17 protein-coding genes are annotated in these 14,843 nt (G+C 60.5%); 9 read left to right on the forward strand and 8 right to left on the reverse strand.

The features are described 5' to 3' along the window. The first annotated feature begins 133 nt into the window (after positions 1-133). Positions 134-415 (forward strand): hypothetical protein, encoded by a 282-nt coding sequence (locus IHQ43_RS20030; RefSeq protein WP_085683360.1) that lies wholly within the window; start codon positions 134-136, stop codon positions 413-415. A 10-nt stretch (positions 416-425) separates the two neighbouring features. Here IHQ43_RS20030 and IHQ43_RS20035 read toward each other — a convergent pair whose 3' ends face one another. Further along, positions 426-995 (reverse strand): TetR/AcrR family transcriptional regulator, encoded by a 570-nt coding sequence (locus tag IHQ43_RS20035; RefSeq protein ID WP_192565034.1) that lies wholly within the window; start codon positions 993-995, stop codon positions 426-428. Between the two features lie 92 nt (positions 996-1,087). On the opposite strand from IHQ43_RS20035, the gene IHQ43_RS20040 reads away from it, so the two are divergent. Both IHQ43_RS20040 and IHQ43_RS20045 read left to right on the forward strand, forming a co-directional pair. After that, positions 1,088-1,816, forward strand: a complete 729-nt coding sequence (locus IHQ43_RS20040; protein WP_192561843.1) for an SDR family oxidoreductase — start codon at positions 1,088-1,090, stop codon at positions 1,814-1,816. A gap of 33 nt (positions 1,817-1,849) precedes the next feature. Continuing rightward, positions 1,850-2,440 (forward strand): 2-hydroxychromene-2-carboxylate isomerase, encoded by a 591-nt coding sequence (locus IHQ43_RS20045; protein WP_192561844.1) that lies wholly within the window; start codon positions 1,850-1,852, stop codon positions 2,438-2,440. On the opposite strand, the gene IHQ43_RS20050 is transcribed toward IHQ43_RS20045, so the two are convergent. After that, complete coding sequence (locus IHQ43_RS20050) at positions 2,437-3,435, reverse strand: zinc-dependent alcohol dehydrogenase family protein (protein ID WP_192561845.1); 999 nt, start codon at positions 3,433-3,435, stop codon at positions 2,437-2,439. The genes IHQ43_RS20045 and IHQ43_RS20050 overlap by 4 nt on opposite strands. A 112-nt stretch (positions 3,436-3,547) precedes the next feature. Between IHQ43_RS20050 and IHQ43_RS20055 the strand changes: the two genes are divergently transcribed. Then, positions 3,548-4,456, forward strand: a complete 909-nt coding sequence (locus IHQ43_RS20055) for a LysR family transcriptional regulator (RefSeq protein WP_192561846.1) — start codon at positions 3,548-3,550, stop codon at positions 4,454-4,456. Here IHQ43_RS20055 and IHQ43_RS20060 read toward each other — a convergent pair. The 4 genes from IHQ43_RS20060 to IHQ43_RS20075 form a co-directional block, all read right to left on the reverse strand. Beyond that, the gene (locus IHQ43_RS20060; protein ID WP_192561847.1) at positions 4,449-6,257 is read right to left on the reverse strand and encodes an aminopeptidase P family protein; all 1,809 of its coding nucleotides are present in this window, start codon (positions 6,255-6,257) and stop codon (positions 4,449-4,451) included. The genes IHQ43_RS20055 and IHQ43_RS20060 overlap by 8 nt on opposite strands. 57 nt (positions 6,258-6,314) lie before the next feature. Then, positions 6,315-7,481, reverse strand: coding sequence for an aminotransferase class V-fold PLP-dependent enzyme (locus IHQ43_RS20065; RefSeq protein WP_192561848.1), 1,167 nt, complete (start codon positions 7,479-7,481; stop codon positions 6,315-6,317). Between the two features lie 206 nt (positions 7,482-7,687). Next, positions 7,688-8,302 (reverse strand): LysE family translocator, encoded by a 615-nt coding sequence (locus IHQ43_RS20070; RefSeq protein WP_192561849.1) that lies wholly within the window; start codon positions 8,300-8,302, stop codon positions 7,688-7,690. 101 nt (positions 8,303-8,403) lie between these two features. Beyond that, positions 8,404-8,673, reverse strand: coding sequence for a hypothetical protein (locus tag IHQ43_RS20075; RefSeq protein ID WP_192561850.1), 270 nt, complete (start codon positions 8,671-8,673; stop codon positions 8,404-8,406). A gap of 389 nt (positions 8,674-9,062) precedes the next feature. On the opposite strand from IHQ43_RS20075, the gene msuE reads away from it, so the two are divergent. From msuE to IHQ43_RS20095, 4 genes are read left to right on the forward strand one after another with little or no spacing between them, the layout of a single operon-like run. After that, the gene (gene msuE, locus IHQ43_RS20080; protein WP_192561851.1) at positions 9,063-9,626 is read left to right on the forward strand and encodes an FMN reductase; all 564 of its coding nucleotides are present in this window, start codon (positions 9,063-9,065) and stop codon (positions 9,624-9,626) included. A gap of 10 nt (positions 9,627-9,636) precedes the next feature. Further along, on the forward strand, positions 9,637-10,782 hold the full coding sequence (ssuD, locus tag IHQ43_RS20085; protein ID WP_192561852.1) for an FMNH2-dependent alkanesulfonate monooxygenase: 1,146 nt from the start codon (positions 9,637-9,639) through the stop codon (positions 10,780-10,782). 10 nt (positions 10,783-10,792) lie between these two features. Then, on the forward strand, positions 10,793-11,980 hold the full coding sequence (locus IHQ43_RS20090) for an acyl-CoA dehydrogenase family protein (RefSeq protein ID WP_192561853.1): 1,188 nt from the start codon (positions 10,793-10,795) through the stop codon (positions 11,978-11,980). A gap of 23 nt (positions 11,981-12,003) precedes the next feature. Next, on the forward strand, positions 12,004-13,107 hold the full coding sequence (locus IHQ43_RS20095; protein ID WP_007955824.1) for a sigma-54 interaction domain-containing protein: 1,104 nt from the start codon (positions 12,004-12,006) through the stop codon (positions 13,105-13,107). Here IHQ43_RS20095 and IHQ43_RS20100 read toward each other — a convergent pair. Then, a complete protein-coding gene (locus IHQ43_RS20100; protein WP_192561854.1) occupies positions 13,104-13,469 on the reverse strand; it encodes an antibiotic biosynthesis monooxygenase in 366 nt (121 codons plus the stop codon). The genes IHQ43_RS20095 and IHQ43_RS20100 overlap by 4 nt on opposite strands. A gap of 90 nt (positions 13,470-13,559) precedes the next feature. On the opposite strand from IHQ43_RS20100, the gene soxR reads away from it, so the two are divergent. Continuing rightward, the gene (soxR, locus tag IHQ43_RS20105) at positions 13,560-14,018 is read left to right on the forward strand and encodes a redox-sensitive transcriptional activator SoxR (protein WP_007955822.1); all 459 of its coding nucleotides are present in this window, start codon (positions 13,560-13,562) and stop codon (positions 14,016-14,018) included. Positions 14,019-14,054: 36 nt separating this feature from the next. On the opposite strand, the gene IHQ43_RS20110 is transcribed toward soxR, so the two are convergent. After that, positions 14,055-14,825, reverse strand: a complete 771-nt coding sequence (locus tag IHQ43_RS20110) for a MetQ/NlpA family ABC transporter substrate-binding protein (RefSeq protein WP_192561855.1) — start codon at positions 14,823-14,825, stop codon at positions 14,055-14,057. Positions 14,826-14,843: the final 18 nt, after the last annotated feature.

A 14,843-nucleotide genomic window follows, 5' to 3' on the forward strand; every position in this document is an offset into this window, starting at 1 on the left:
ATTTAGGCCATGTTTAGCCTCGCAACCCAATGCCAGACATGGATTTTTTCGGATAGGGACATCGGAACGCTTAAAGCGAGAGCGCATACAGGCAGACCCGAGCGTCAGACTCGAGGCCGCCATAAGGACGGTAATGAAACGAATTTTGATACTGATCGCCATACTCGCCGTCGCGGGCTGCGCGGCGACATCGAAGACCCAGGTCAAACATGGCAAGAAAGGGCTGCACATCAACTGTTCGGGGTTGTCGTCCTCTTGGGACAAGTGCTACACCAGTGCCGCTAACTCTTGCGCTCCGAAAGGCTACAAGGTCATCGCAAAATCAGGCGATACCGTGGAAGAGCCCGGCGACTATCCCTTTGGCCTCAACCCCGCCGGCTATACCAGTCGCAGCATGATCGTCATCTGCAAATAAACAATCGCCGCTACTGCACCCGCGAAGCGGCGAGCTGGTGCCCAATCTCTTCGTGACAGGCGTTCAACACCCGCTGCTGAATCCTGGGCGATGCAAGCATACGCGCCACCACTAGCGCCCCGACGCACTGCGACAGAATGGCCCAGGCCAGGCTGTCGCTTTCCAGAATCTGCGCCCAACTTTCCTGAAGCTTACAAATCCACAACTCAGCCTGTTCCCGCACAACAATGTCCGACCGCGCAATCTCGGCGCCCAGAGCGGGTAATGCGCAGCCCAGTTCAGGCTGCTCGACATGGGCCATGTTCAGATACAGTTTCAGGCACCGCTCCAGCCGTTCACGATCCTGCGGACCCTGCCCGCCCAGCCGCTCCAGACTCTGGCACAACTCCCGCTCGACGATAGCCGCGAACAAAGCGTCCTTGGACGAAAAATGACTGTAGAACGCCGCCCCACTCAGGCCGATCGCCTTCATCAGGCCATCGACGCCCATCGATGAAAACCCGTTTTTTTTCGCAGACAGCGAGCTGCTTTGCAGAAGCTTTTCTTTGGTTTCCAGCTTGTGACCGACGGAGTACCGCATGTATTTGTCCTCAAAATTGAGTGCCTTGACGCTGAGCAAATCCTAGCATAACGTTCGTTCACTTAACGATCGTTTACTAAAGAGATCTACCCATGAATAACAAGAAGGTCGTATTGGTCGTCGGCGCAGGTGATGCCACGGGCGGAGCCATCGCCAAGCGGTTTGCCAAGGAAGGTTTCATCGCATGTGTCACTCGGCGCAGCACCGACAAACTGCAGCCATTGGTGGAAGCCATCCAGGCGGACGGTGGTGAAGCCCACGGCTTTGCCTGCGATGCACGCAAGGAAGAAGACGTAATAGCACTGATCGAAGATATCGAGACCCGCCTCGGGCCGATTGAAACATTCGTTTTCAACATCGGCGCCAACGTGCCCTGCAGCATCCTTGAAGAAACCGCCCGCAAATATTTCAAGATTTGGGAAATGGCCTGTTTCTCCGGTTTTCTCAATGCCCGGGAAGTAGCCAAACGGATGGTGACCCGTAGCCGCGGCACTATCCTGTTCACCGGCGCGACTGCCGGATTGCGCGGGGCCTCAGGTTTTGCCGCATTCGCCGGGGCCAAACATGGCATCCGCGCTCTGGCACAAAGCATGGCCAGAGAGCTTGGCCCGATGAACATCCATGTCGCCCACGTCGTGGTCGATGGCGCCATCGATACCGATTTCATCCGCGACAACTTCCCTGAGAAATATGCCACCAAGGACCAGGACGGTATTCTCAATCCCGACCATATCGCCGAGAACTATTGGTATCTGCATAGTCAGCCACGGGACGCCTGGACGTTCGAGCTGGATCTGCGTCCGTGGAACGAACGCTGGTAATCCCCCCAATAACAAAAACAGAGTGCAGCGAACATGAGCAAAACCGTGGAGTTCTATTTCGATCTCGGCAGCCCCGCCACCTACCTGGCGTATACCCAGCTGCCGAAAATCTGCGCCGAAACCGGCAGCCAGTTGATTTACATTCCGATGTTACTGGGCGGCGTGTTCAAGGCCACCGGCAATGCGTCGCCGGCAATGATCCCGGCCAAAGGTCGCTACATGTTTCAGGACCTGGACCGCTACGCCAAACGCTACGGCGTACCTTTGAAATTCAACCCGCATTTCCCGATCAATACCCTGATATTGATGCGAGCAGTCACCGGCATTCAACTGCGTCATCCCGATCGCTTCCAGGCGTTCATCGATTGCCTGTTCAAAGCGCTGTGGGTTGAAGGCCGTCCCCTCGATGAACCGGCAACAGTCGCCGCCGTGCTGACCGAACATGGCTTCAATCCTGAAGAGGTACTGGCATTGACCAACGATGAAACAGTCAAGGCTGCGCTCAAGGGCAACACCGAAACCGCCGTGAAGCGTGGCGTCTTCGGCGCGCCGAGCATATTCATCGACAACCAGTTGTTCTTCGGTCAGGACCGGCTCGACTTCGTGGTGGAAGCTCTTCGCTAAATCTCCACCACCAAACGCCCCTGAGCTGCTTTCGTCGCCAGCAGCTCATGGGCCTCCCCGGCGGTTTCCAGCGTGAACCGATGCGGATCCAGCAGCGGTCGCAGCTGGCCGGACTCAATCAGGGCGGCAGCCTGTCGCAAAATCTCGCCATGATGCTCGCAGCCCTTGCCGGTCAGTAACGGCAACAAGGTGAACACGCCTGAATACGTCGCCCCACGAAACGATAACGGCGCAAGCCTGTGCTGCCCCCAGCCCAGGCAACTGAGCACATGTCCGCTATAGATCCGTGCGGCTTTGAAGGAGGCATCCAGCGTCTCGCCGCCGACCGTGTCATAGACAATGTCGAACCCCTCCCCCGCCGTGAACTCGGCGACATAGTCCTCCACCGAGTTCTCTCGATAATCAATGAACGTCGCACCGTAACCCTCGATGATCGAGCGTTGTCCCGCAGAACCCGTTGCATACACTTCAGCACCGAATGCACGGGCCAGTTGTACAGCCACATGCCCGACGCCACCCGCACCGCCATGAATCAACACTTTGTGCCCCGCACCCACCCGAGCCCGATCCACCAGGCCTTCCCACGCCGTGATCAGTATCAGCGGCAGGCTCGCGGCCTCACGCTGGCTCAGGTTCAAAGGCTTACGCGCCAACAGTCGTGCGTCCACCACTGCAAACTCGGCCAGCGAACCTTGCGCTCCGCCGATGCCCGTGGCCAACGCAAACACCTCATCGCCCGGCGCCCAATCCTGCACGCCCTCACCCACCGCTTCGATCACACCCGCCAGATCCAGTCCCAACACCGCTGGCAACGGTTGCCGGGCATGGGCGGCCTGCCCTGCACGAATTTTCAGATCCAGCGGATTCACGCCGCTGGCCTTGATCCGCACCAATACCTGCCCGGCCCCAGCTACAGGCCGTTCAAGGGAAACCAAGCGTAACGGCCCATCAGCGGTGTCCACTATCAGGGCTTTCATGTTCAGTGAGTCAGTCATTTCGGTCATTCCTGTGGGAGAAAGTGAAGCCATGTTCCCGCAGCAGATCCATGCCGATAAGACATCAAATGACTATAGTGAGCATGCCAAATCGGCATGAATGAGGCGCTTCATGGACAAGCTCAATGCAATGGCCACCTTCGTCAGGGTGGTCGAACGCGGCAGTTTCTCCGCCGTTGCCCGGGAACTGCACACCACCCAGCCGACCATCAGCAAAGTCCTGCGCGCTCTTGAGAGTCAATTGGGCGGCAAGCTGATTGCCCGCAGTACACGCAAGCTGTCACTGACCGATGAAGGTCAGCGGTACTACAACGAATGTCGAAATATCCTCGCTGCCGTGGATGCCGCCGAGCACAGTTTCCAGTCCGGCAGGGAAACCGTGGCCGGCCCCTTGCGGATAGGCTCCTCCGTCAGTTTCGGCCGTTTGCAGATCGCCTCGCGATTGGCGGAATTTCTGCAGCGCTTTCCGCAGGTGCAGGTCGACCTGCAACTCAGTGATCAGAACCTGGATCTGGTCAGCGAAGGCCTGGATGTCAGCCTGCGCATCGGCGATTTGAATGACAGCGGCATGATCGCCCGACGCATCGGTACCACCCACCGACTCACAGTGGCGACGCCCGATTACCTGCAACGCCACGGACACCCGCAATCACCTCAGGATCTTGCGCAACACAACTGCCTGCAATTCAACCTGCTCAGCACTCAGAACCTGTGGACTTACGAGAAGGATGGCCAACACCACGACGTACGCATCCAGGGCAACGCCCAGAGCAACAACTCCGAAGCGATCCGCGAAATGGTCTTGGGAGGACTGGGAATTTCGCTGTCACCGGTCTGGCTGTTCAGCGAGGATTTGAAGGCCGGTCGAGTGATCGCCCTGTTGCAGGACTACCAGACCCGATCATTGCCGATTCACGCCGTGTCCCCGGCGAACCGTCGCCAGTCCGCCAGGGTCAACGCGTTTGTCGATTTCATGACCCAGGCGCTGGCAGCAGCGCCCGAGCTTCAACCGATCAGATAGCGGCAGTACGCGTGTTCAACCATTCCAGTGCCGCGCCATCAAGCAATGGGCTCAGACGCTCGCGCACCTCGGCGTGATAGGCGTTGAACCACTGCTTTTCTTCCTGTGTCAGCAACGACGGTTCCAGGCAGCGAGTGTCGATCGGGCACAGGGTCAGCGTTTCGAACTTGAGGAACTCGCCGAACTCGCTGCTTCCTGCTTCAACGTTCATGGCCAGGTTCTCGATACGCACGCCCCAACGGCCCGGACGATAAGTACCCGGTTCGATGGAGGTGATCATCCCCGGCTGCATGGCGGTCTGTGGCGCTGGCGCTGCCTGATAGGCAATCACCTGCGGGCCTTCGTGCACATTGAGGAAGTAACCCACGCCGTGACCGGTGCCGTGGCCGTAATCCACGTTCTCGGCCCAGATCGGCGCACGGGCAATCGCGTCCAACAGCGGCGACAGAATGCCTTTCGGGAATCGCGCGCGCGACAGGGCGATCACGCCTTTCAGAACGCGGGTGCAATCGCGCTTCTGCTCATCCGTCGGCGTACCAACCGGCACCATGCGCGTGATGTCGGTAGTGCCGCCTAGATATTGGCCGCCGGAGTCGATCAGGAGCAGGCCATCACCCTCGATCACCGCGTGTTCTTCCGGGGTGGCGTGGTAATGCGGCATCGCGCCGTTGGCGTTGAACGCGGCAATGGTGTTGAAACTCAGCGACACATAATCCGGGCGACGCTCGCGGGCCGCCGTGAGTTTCTCGTCAATGGTCAGCTCGGTAATGCGCTCGCGACCCCAGGCCGATTCCAGCCAGGTGAAAAACTCGCACAACGCCGCGCCGTCCTGTTCCATCGCCTGACGAATGTGACCGGCGTCCGCCAGACTCTTCTGCGATTTGGCCAGGGTGGTCGGGTTCAGACCTTCGACCAGCTTCACGCCAGTGTCGAGGTTGTCCAGTAGACCGCTGGTAACCCGCGCCGGATCCACCAGCAGGCTCGCGCCACTCGGAATCGCACGCAATGCGTCGGCGACTTCGCTGTAATCACGCAAGGTCACGCCGTCTTTTTCCAGTACGGCACGCAACTCTGCATCGACCTTGCTCAGTGCCACAAACAGCGTGGCTTGTTGCTGGCTGATCAGGGCGAAGGAAACGAATACCGGGTTGAACGACACATCGCCGCCGCGCAGGTTGAACAGCCAGGCGATGTCGTCGAGGGTGGCGATGAAATGCCAATCGGCGCCCCGCTCCTGCAAGGTCTCACGCAGCTTGGCGAGTTTCTCGCCACGGCTGACCGTCGCCTGCGGTGGCAGGTGTTGGTAGATCGGCGCATTCGGCAGCGCCGGGCGATCGCTCCAGACTTCTTTCAACAAATCGATGTCGGTACGCAGACTGGCGCCCCGCGCTTCGAGCTTGCTGCCCAGCGTACGCGCCGATGCGACGGCCATCACTGCGCCGTCGACCGCGACCACGCCACCTTCCGGTGTCTGCTCGGCCAGCCAGTCCAGCGGGCTCGGCTGACCCGGTTGCAGTTTCACCAGTTCGATGCCGCTGCCCTTGAGTTCCTTGGTCGCCTGTTCCCAGTAGCGACTGTCGGCCCAGACCCCGGCGAAATCGGTGGTCACAATCAACGTGCCGACCGAGCCATGAAAACCCGACAGCCATTGCCGGCCCTGCCAGTAACCCGGCAAGTATTCCGACAGGTGCGGGTCGGCGGACAGCACCAGCAACGCGTGGATACCTTCGCGACGCATCAGTTCACGGGTGTGCGCGAGGCGCTGGGGAACCGTTCCTTCGGTCAAAGTCTGGGTACTCATCATGTCTCCTGCCAATCACTTCATCGTTATTGTTCGGTGCCGTTCGAAGCCGGCTCGTTAAAGCCCTGTCGCCCAGAATGCCGGAGCACTGGCGCAGGCGGTCTTGATCAGATCTACAGCCTTGTCGATGTCTTCGGCGGTGGTGAAACGGCCGAGACTCAGGCGAATCGTGCGTCCCGCCAAATGGGCGTCGTGCCCCAATGCCAGCAACACGTGGGACGGTGTGTTGCTCGCGGAATTGCAGGCCGAAGTCGCGGAAAACGCGATCGAATGGCTCAGCGCCGCCGGGTTGAACTCGCCTTCGCTGAAGGTCAGGCTCAAGGTGTGCGGGATACGTTGGGTGGAACTGCCGTTGAGGCGCACGCCGGGCAGGCTCAAGAGTTGTTCGAGCAGTCGCTCGCGCAGCGCGACGATGGTTTTCTTCTCGTCATGAAACGCTTCGGCAGCCAGGGCAAACGCCGAGCCCATGGCCGCGATCTGGTGAGTGGCCAGCGTACCGGAACGCAAACCGCCCTCGTGACCGCCTCCGTGAATCTGCGCCTGCAAACGTTGTTGCGCACGCGGGCCGACGTACAACGCACCAATACCTTTGGGACCGTAGAGCTTGTGTGCCGAGAACGACATCAGGTCCACCGGCCACTGCGCCAGATCGATCGCGACCTTGCCGGCGCCCTGGGCCGCATCGACATGGAACAACGCCCCACGCCCACGCACCACTTCGCCGATGGCCGGGATGTCGTTGACGGTGCCGAGTTCATTGTTGACCAGCATCAGCGACACCAGAAAGGTGTCATCGCGCATCGCTTCGCTGACCGCTTGCGGGGTGATCAAACCTTCGGCGTCCGGCACCAGATAGGTCACGGCGACACCGGCGTCCTGCAATTGCCGGGCAGTGTCGAGGATGGCCTTGTGTTCGATCTGACTGGTGATGATGTGGCCGCCGGACACACCACGGGCCTGGGCCACGCCTTTGAGGGCGAGGTTGTTGGATTCAGTTGCGCCGGAGGTCCAGACGATCTGCTGCGCCTGGGCGCCGACCAGTTCGGCGACTTGCCGACGAGCGTTCTCGACCGTTTGCCGGGCCTGCTGGCCGAAGGCGTGGGAACTGGAGGCCGGGTTGCCGAAGTTACCGTTGAAACCCAGACACTCGATCATCACCTGGATGACCCGCTCGTCCACCGGAGTGGTGGCGGCGTAATCGAAATACAGCGGACGTGTGTTCATAAAAAGACTCGCAGAGCGTGTTCCGGGATCAGGAAGCTCGTGTCTACAAACGGCACGACGCAGCCTTGTGAGCTGCGTCCGGGTTCGAGAGCGTCATCAATACCTGATCGGATGCCGTTAAAGAAGAACAACTTCATTTAAAAGTGCGTAGGAACGCTCCTGAACGCGACTTTAACAGGCATCGGGCCGGCGGTTGTAGCACTGCGTCAGCTAAAGCTTTCAAGGAGTAACGGATACAGCGAAATCACCAGCAGCGCCGCCATGCCCCAGTTGAACACCCGCAACCAGCGGCGATCCTTGAGCACGTTGCGCAGCAAGGTCCCGCACGCCGCCCAGACGCCGACGCTCGGCAGGTTGATGATGGCGAACACCGCCGCAATCACGATCACGTTGGTGAAATAACCCTGCATCGGCGTGTATGTGCTGATGGCACCGATGGCCATGATCCACGCCTTGGGATTGACCCACTGGAAAGCCGCCGCGCCGAGATAGCTGATCGGTTTCGCCTCGCCCTGCTCGCTGTCGCCGACCGGGCCGGAATGGGCGATTTTCCACGCCAGGTACAGCAAGTACGCCGCACCGACGTAACGCAGGACCGTATAAAGAATTGGATAAGTCTGGAACACCGCGCCGAGGCCAAAACCCACCGCCACCACCAGCACGAAGAAGCCGCAGGTAATGCCAAGCATATGGGGGATGGTGCGGTTAAAGCCGAAATTCACGCCCGATGCCAGCAACATGGTGTTGTTCGGTCCCGGTGTAATCGAGGTGACAAGGGCAAACAGGGCAAAGCCCAGCAGCAGGTCGAGCGAGAGGGTCATGGCAGGCAGTCCGTCAGGGTCATTCAGGTGTTGACCCTATCCCACGGCGCCGCGCAAACCCACGGACAGTTGGGTAAAACTTCGAGCAGTACAGTTCCGGATCAGCTAGGACGACCGTGCAGCTGTACGGCACGTTCGGCGCTCATTTCACCCTTGTTGTCGAAACCGAATGCCTTCTGCGGCTGGCCGAGCAATTCGGCTTTTTTCGCATGATATTCCTCGAACGAGAGGCTACGACGGTTCAAGGTTTCGAGGGCCAGCTCGCGGGTTTCTTCCGCCGTGTAAGGGCGCAGTTCCGGGGAAACGTGGCTCGCGCAACCGGCGAGAACAGAGACAGCGAGCATCAGGGAAACAGTCAGTAAACGATTCATGGGAGCGTCCTGGCGAGCAGTGTGGGTCGATGGAGAAAGGCTACGCCCGGGCACGCTTTGGCAGAAATCAACGCTCTCAATAGTGGCTATCAGAATTCGGGCAGGATTCACCCTTAATATTCTCAAAAGACCTATCAATATCAATTAACAGTCTTTTACGGAATAAAAGTCAGCCTTTATAAATCCTTCATCGCGTTCGGCACTGTTGCTCCAGCAACTGTTTCCCAGGCAACAGCGGTTCAACAAACCCGCCTGAAAGTCACACGAGCACAGCCACCCTCAACGCTCAAAGCCCCGGAATACGGGCCTTACAGGAATTGGTACAGCGCTTGCTCTGCTCCGGTGACTACTCACTGCTCGCCGAGCAACTGTTGAAAAAGGAACTGACCATGTCGCGTCCATTGAAAGTCGTCGCCCTGTCCGGCGGAACCTGGCGTCCATCGCGCACCCTGGTGCTGACCCAGGCCCTGCTGGCCGAATTGTCCGGGCACCTGCCGGTCGAGAGTCACCTGATCGAACTGGGTGACATCGCCCGCCCGCTGGGCGGCGCACTGTCCCGTCAAGAACTGCCGGCCGAGATCGAAGCCGAGCTGCAAGCCATCGAACAGGCTGATCTGCTGATCGTCGCGGCGCCGGTGTATCGCGGCTCCTATCCGGGACTGCTCAAGCATTTGTTCGACCTGATCGACCTGAATGCGCTGATCGACACGCCTGTGCTGCTCGCCGCCACTGGTGGCAGCGAACGCCATGCGTTGGTCCTCGATCACCAGTTGCGCCCGCTGTTCAGTTTCTTCCAGGCCGTGACACTTCCAATCGGCGTATACGCCACCGAAGCCGATTTCGCCGACTACCAGATCACCAGCGAACCGCTAAAAGCGCGCATCCGTCTGGCCGCCGAACGCGCCGCGCCGCTGTTCGGTACTCACCTCAAACCGTTGCTGAAAATCGCTTAAGGAGCTGTTCATGGATGTTTTCTGGTTCCTGCCGACCCACGGCGACGGTCACTATCTGGGCACCACCCAAGGCGCGCGCCCGGTCACCCTCAATTACCTGAAACAGGTTGCGCAGGCCGCCGACAGCCTCGGCTACCACGGCGTGCTGATTCCCACCGGGCGTTCCTGCGAAGACTCGTGGGTGATCGCCTCGGCGCTGGTACCGCTGACCGAACGCCTGCGTTATCTGGTGGCGATCCGTCCGGGGATCATCTCGCCGACCGTTTCGGCGCGCATGGCCGCCACCCTTGATCGGTTGTCCAACGGTCGTCTGCTGATCAACGTCGTGACCGGCGGCGACCCGGACGAAAACCGTGGTGACGGCAGCTTCCTCAGCCACAGCGAACGCTACGAAGTCACCGACGAATTCCTCAAGATCTGGCGTCGGGTGTTGCAAGGCGAAGCGGTGGATTTCGAAGGCAAACACCTGAAGGTGCAGAACGCCAAGGCGCTGTATCCGCCGGTGCAGAAACCCTATCCGCCGCTGTACTTCGGCGGTTCCTCCGACGCCGCCCACGATCTGGCCGCCGAGCAGGTCGACGTGTACCTGACCTGGGGTGAACCACCGGCCGCCGTCGCCGAGAAACTCGCCGACGTGCGTGAACGCGCAGCCCGTCACGGGCGCAAAGTGAAGTTCGGCATTCGCCTGCACGTGATCGTGCGCGAGACCGCCGAAGAAGCCTGGAACGCCGCCGACAAACTGATCGAGCACATCAGCGACGAAACCATCGAGGCCGCGCAGAAATCCTTTTCCCGCTTCGATTCCGAAGGCCAGCGGCGCATGGCCGCCCTGCACGACGGGCGCCGCGACAATCTGGAAATCGCCCCCAACCTGTGGGCCGGCGTCGGCCTGGTGCGCGGCGGAGCCGGTACTGCGCTGGTGGGCGACCCGCAGCAAGTGGCGGCACGAATCAAGGAATACGCGGATCTGGGCATCGAGAGCTTCATCTTCTCCGGCTACCCGCACCTCGAAGAGGCCTACCGCTTTGCCGAGCTGGTGTTCCCGTTGTTGCCCGAGCCATATGCAAGTCTGGCCGGACGCGGTGTCACCAACCTCACCGGGCCGTTCGGCGAAATGATCGCCAACGATGTACTGCCCGCCAAAGCCAGCGCCTGAGGAAGACCGAGTGACTGCCAAACCGCAAAGCACCCTGCTCTCCCCGTTGCAGACCGCCCGCCAATTGGCCGCCGAATTTGCCCTGACCGCCGTCGAGCGCGACGAACGCGGCGGCACGCCGAAAGCCGAACGTGACGCCCTGCGCGACAGCGGTCTGCTGGCCTTGAGCATTCCCACCCGCTACGGCGGCCTCGGCGCACGCTGGAGTGAAACCCTGAAAGTCGTGCGCGAATTCGCCAAGGTCGACAGCTCGATCGCCCACGTCTTCGGTTTTCATCATTTGATGCTCGCCACCGTCCGGTTGTTTTCCCGCCCGGAACAATGGCAACCGTGGTTCGAACAGACTGCGCGGCAGAACTGGTTCTGGGGCAACGCGCTCAACCCGCTGGACACCCGCACCGTGGTCAAGGATCTCGGCGGCTGGCGCGAGTTTTCCGGCAAGAAGAGCTTCTGCTCCGGCGCCAGCGATTCACAGATGCTGATCGCCTCGGCGGTGGACGAAAGCAACGGCGGCAAACTGCTGATCGCGGCGATCCCCAGCGGCCGCAGCGGCATCACCCTGCACAACGACTGGAACAACATCGGCCAGCGCCAGACCGACAGCGGCAGCGCCACGTTCGAACGGGTGCGGGTCGAAGAATCGGAACTGCTGCTGGATCCGGGCCCGTTGAGCACACCGTTCGCCTGTTTGCGCCCGTTGATCGCACAGCTGACGTTCACCCATATGTTTCTCGGCATCGCCGAAGGGGCCTTTGAAGAAGCGCGGCAATACACCCTGAGTGAAACCCGTGTCTGGCACAAATCTTCGGTGCGCGAGGTGCGTGAAGATCCTTATGTGCTGGCCCATTACGGCGAATTCTGGGTTGCCCTCGAAGGCATCCGCCTGCTGGTGGAACGCGCAGCCACGTTGCTCGACGAGGCGTGGAACAAAGGCCCGAACCTCAGCGCCGAAGAGCGCGGCCATCTGGCCACGGCGATTGCCACGGCCAAGGTCGCCGCCAGTCGCCAGGGCCTGGAGATTTGTAGCCGACTGTTCGAAGTCACCGGCGCCCGTTCGACCCACGCATCGCTGCGCCTCGACCGGCACTGGCGAAACCTGCGCACGCAAACCCTGCACGACCCGCTGGATTACAAACTCCACGAGCTGGGCGACTGGGCGCTGAACCAGTCCCTGCCGGTGCCGACGTTCTATTCCTGATTTCCTTTCGTGGAGCGAGACCCATGCAACTGCTGACCCTGCCGCCCTCACCCGCCCTGGCCACATCAATTCGCGCCACTGCCCAAGTGTTCGAAGACCCGAAATCCCAGGCCCTGCTCGCGCATTTGCAACAGGTCGCGCCGAGCGAAGCCAGTGTGCTGATCATCGGCGAAACCGGCACCGGCAAAGAGTTGGTAGCGCGGCATATCCATAACCTGAGCAACCGGCGCAACCGGCCGTTCATTGCGGTCAACTGCGGGGCGTTTTCCGAATCGCTGGTGGAAGCCGAACTGTTCGGCCACGAAAAAGGCGCCTTCACCGGCGCCCTCAGCGCCAAGGCCGGATGGTTTGAAGAGGCGGATGGCGGCACCTTGTTCCTCGATGAAATCGGCGATCTGCCGATGGCGATCCAGGTCAAATTGCTGCGGGTCTTGCAGGAGCGTGAAGTGGTGCGCCTGGGTTCGCGCAAGAGCATTCCCATCGATGTGCGAGTGCTGGCGGCAACCAACGTGCAACTGGAGAAAGCCATCAACGCCGGGCATTTTCGTGAGGATCTGTATTACCGGCTGAACGTGGTCAATCTGGAACTGAGCCCGTTGCGTGATCGGCCCGGCGACATCCTGCCGCTGACCCGGCACTTCATCGAAGCCTACAGTCAGCGCCTGGGTTACGGACGCATCACCATCAGCCCCGGCGCCGAACACAAACTGCGCGGCTACAGCTGGCCGGGCAACATCCGCGAACTGGAAAACGTCATCCATCACACGCTGTTGATCTGCCGTAACGGCGTGATCGAACGCGATGATCTGCGCCTGTCGAACCTGCGCATTGATCGTCCCGACGATCAGCACGCGACCGCCGACGACTCACCGGAAGCGCTGCTGGAACGCGCCTTCCAGAAACTCTTCGAGCAACAGGCCGGCGCCCTGCATGAGAAGGTCGAAGACGCATTACTGCGCGCGGCCTATCGCTTCTGCCATTACAACCAGGTGCACACCGCGTCTTTGCTCGGCCTGAGCCGCAACGTCACCCGCACGCGGCTGATCAAGATCGGCGAACTGGCGGTGAACAAGCGCCGGCCCACGGAGAACCTGCAGGGCGAGCGCTTGATCCAGCTGTCGATCTAGCCGACCAGTTGGCAGTGCAAGCCGTCGTCATGACTGCGGGCAATGCTGCTCAGCACCTGAAATGAACCGAAGGTCACGGTGCGCGCCTGATGGGTGCGGATCAGTTGCCAGAAATCCTGCTCGCCGGTTTCGAAACTCTGAAACGCCGCCTCCCCCGCCTCGCGGGACTGCCATTGCAGAAAGCTCAACACTCGCCGACCGTCGTCGCTGGCCTGGACGCTGGCGCTGACGAAGCCTGAGTAACGCTGGGCCAGACGTTCGGTCTGCACCGCCAGCGCCGAGACCAGCGCCGGTTGCTGGCCGGGTTCGATTTCAAATTCGATCAATTGGGTAAAGCTGCGGTTTTTCGCTGGTGCTTGCATGACATCCCCACTCTGTCAGACGAATCTTGCGATTCGAAGGCCTGCAGGGTAAAACCTCGACTTAACTAGAGGTCAAGGGGCAATTTGCAAATGATCACTGCGGAAAATGTGCACAAGCAACTGACCGTCGGCGAAGTCGCGGCCCGCAGCGGTGTGGCAGTCACCGCCCTGCACTTTTACGAGTCCAAGGGGTTGATCAAGAGTCAGCGCAATGCCGGCAATCAGCGCCGTTATCCACGGGAAGTGCTGCGGCGGGTGGCGCTGATCAAAGTAGCGCAACGGCTGGGGATTCCGCTGGCGGAGATCGGCGAGGCACTTAAACAGTTGCCGGACAACCGCGCGCCAACGGCGGCGGACTGGAAAGTGTTGTCGGAGCAGTGGCGGCGGGAGCTGGACGAGCGGATCAATCAGTTGATGCTGCTGCGGGACCGGCTGACCGGTTGCATCGGTTGCGGCTGCCTGTCGATGGAAGCCTGCCCGCTGCGCAATCAGGGTGATGTGCTGGGCGAACAAGGGCCGGGGGCGCACTTTCTCGACGTTCCCAAGTGAGGGCTCCCATGCCATGGGAACCCTCAATTCGCTCCATCAGAAGCCCGGCGCAATCTGCCCTTTGTAGCGGGTCAGAATGAACTGACGCACTTCATCGGAATTCAACGCCTTGGCCAGTTTCTGCAGGCCCGGGTCGTTGATGTTGTCGGGACGCGCGACCAGAAACTCGATGTACAGGCTCTTGCCCTTCTCGACGATCAGCGCGCTGTTGGTGTCGATCCCGGCTTCCAGCGCGTAGTTGGCGAACACGAACGCCAGGTCGACCTGACTCACCGAACGCGCCAGCAACGCGCCTTCCAGTTCACGGATTTTCAGGTGCTTGGGGTTTTCGACGATGTCGCGCTGGGTGGCCAGCGTGTTGCTCGGATCCTTGAGCTTGATCAGCCCCGCCTCGTGCAGCAGCACCAGGGCGCGACCGGTGTTTACCGGGTCGTTGGGGATCGAAACGCTGGCGCCGTCCTTCAGCTGCGAGATGTTCTTGATCTTGGTCGAGTAAGCGCCGAAAGGTTCGATGTGCACGCCGACCACCGGCACCAGATCGGTGTGGCGAGTCTTGTTGAAATCATCGAGAAACGGCCGGTACTGGTAGTAATTGGCGTCGAGGTTTTTCAGCGCCAGTTGCTGGTTGGGCTGGATGAAGTCGGTGAAGACCTTGATGTCCAGATCCACCCCTTCCTTGGCCAGGGTCGGTTTGACGAACTCGAGGATTTCCGCGTGCGGCACCGGGGTGGCACCGACGATCAGTTTTTCGTTGGCATGGGCGCCGAACGACAGAACGGCAGCCAGTACGGCCAGGGTCTTTTTCATGCTGTGCTCCAAGGCAGA

The sequence above is a fragment of the Pseudomonas gozinkensis genome (assembly GCF_014863585.1).
GTDB classification, from domain to species: Bacteria; Pseudomonadota; Gammaproteobacteria; order Pseudomonadales; family Pseudomonadaceae; genus Aquipseudomonas; species Aquipseudomonas gozinkensis.

Coding starts and splice junctions, on each gene's coding strand:
- msuE (WP_192561851.1), top strand. CDS start 9,063: ATGTCGCGTCCATTGAAAGTCGTCGCCCTGTCCGGCGGAACCTGGCGT.
- IHQ43_RS20030 (WP_085683360.1), top strand. CDS start 134: ATGAAACGAATTTTGATACTGATCGCCATACTCGCCGTCGCGGGCTGC.
- IHQ43_RS20040 (WP_192561843.1), top strand. CDS start 1,088: ATGAATAACAAGAAGGTCGTATTGGTCGTCGGCGCAGGTGATGCCACG.
- IHQ43_RS20060 (WP_192561847.1), bottom strand. CDS start 6,257: ATGAGTACCCAGACTTTGACCGAAGGAACGGTTCCCCAGCGCCTCGCG.
- IHQ43_RS20110 (WP_192561855.1), bottom strand. CDS start 14,825: ATGAAAAAGACCCTGGCCGTACTGGCTGCCGTTCTGTCGTTCGGCGCC.
- IHQ43_RS20035 (WP_192565034.1), bottom strand. CDS start 995: ATGCGGTACTCCGTCGGTCACAAGCTGGAAACCAAAGAAAAGCTTCTG.
- IHQ43_RS20050 (WP_192561845.1), bottom strand. CDS start 3,435: ATGACTGACTCACTGAACATGAAAGCCCTGATAGTGGACACCGCTGAT.
- IHQ43_RS20075 (WP_192561850.1), bottom strand. CDS start 8,673: ATGAATCGTTTACTGACTGTTTCCCTGATGCTCGCTGTCTCTGTTCTC.
- IHQ43_RS20065 (WP_192561848.1), bottom strand. CDS start 7,481: ATGAACACACGTCCGCTGTATTTCGATTACGCCGCCACCACTCCGGTG.
- ssuD (WP_192561852.1), top strand. CDS start 9,637: ATGGATGTTTTCTGGTTCCTGCCGACCCACGGCGACGGTCACTATCTG.
- soxR (WP_007955822.1), top strand. CDS start 13,560: ATGATCACTGCGGAAAATGTGCACAAGCAACTGACCGTCGGCGAAGTC.
- IHQ43_RS20055 (WP_192561846.1), top strand. CDS start 3,548: ATGGACAAGCTCAATGCAATGGCCACCTTCGTCAGGGTGGTCGAACGC.
- IHQ43_RS20100 (WP_192561854.1), bottom strand. CDS start 13,469: ATGCAAGCACCAGCGAAAAACCGCAGCTTTACCCAATTGATCGAATTT.
- IHQ43_RS20070 (WP_192561849.1), bottom strand. CDS start 8,302: ATGACCCTCTCGCTCGACCTGCTGCTGGGCTTTGCCCTGTTTGCCCTT.
- IHQ43_RS20095 (WP_007955824.1), top strand. CDS start 12,004: ATGCAACTGCTGACCCTGCCGCCCTCACCCGCCCTGGCCACATCAATT.
- IHQ43_RS20045 (WP_192561844.1), top strand. CDS start 1,850: ATGAGCAAAACCGTGGAGTTCTATTTCGATCTCGGCAGCCCCGCCACC.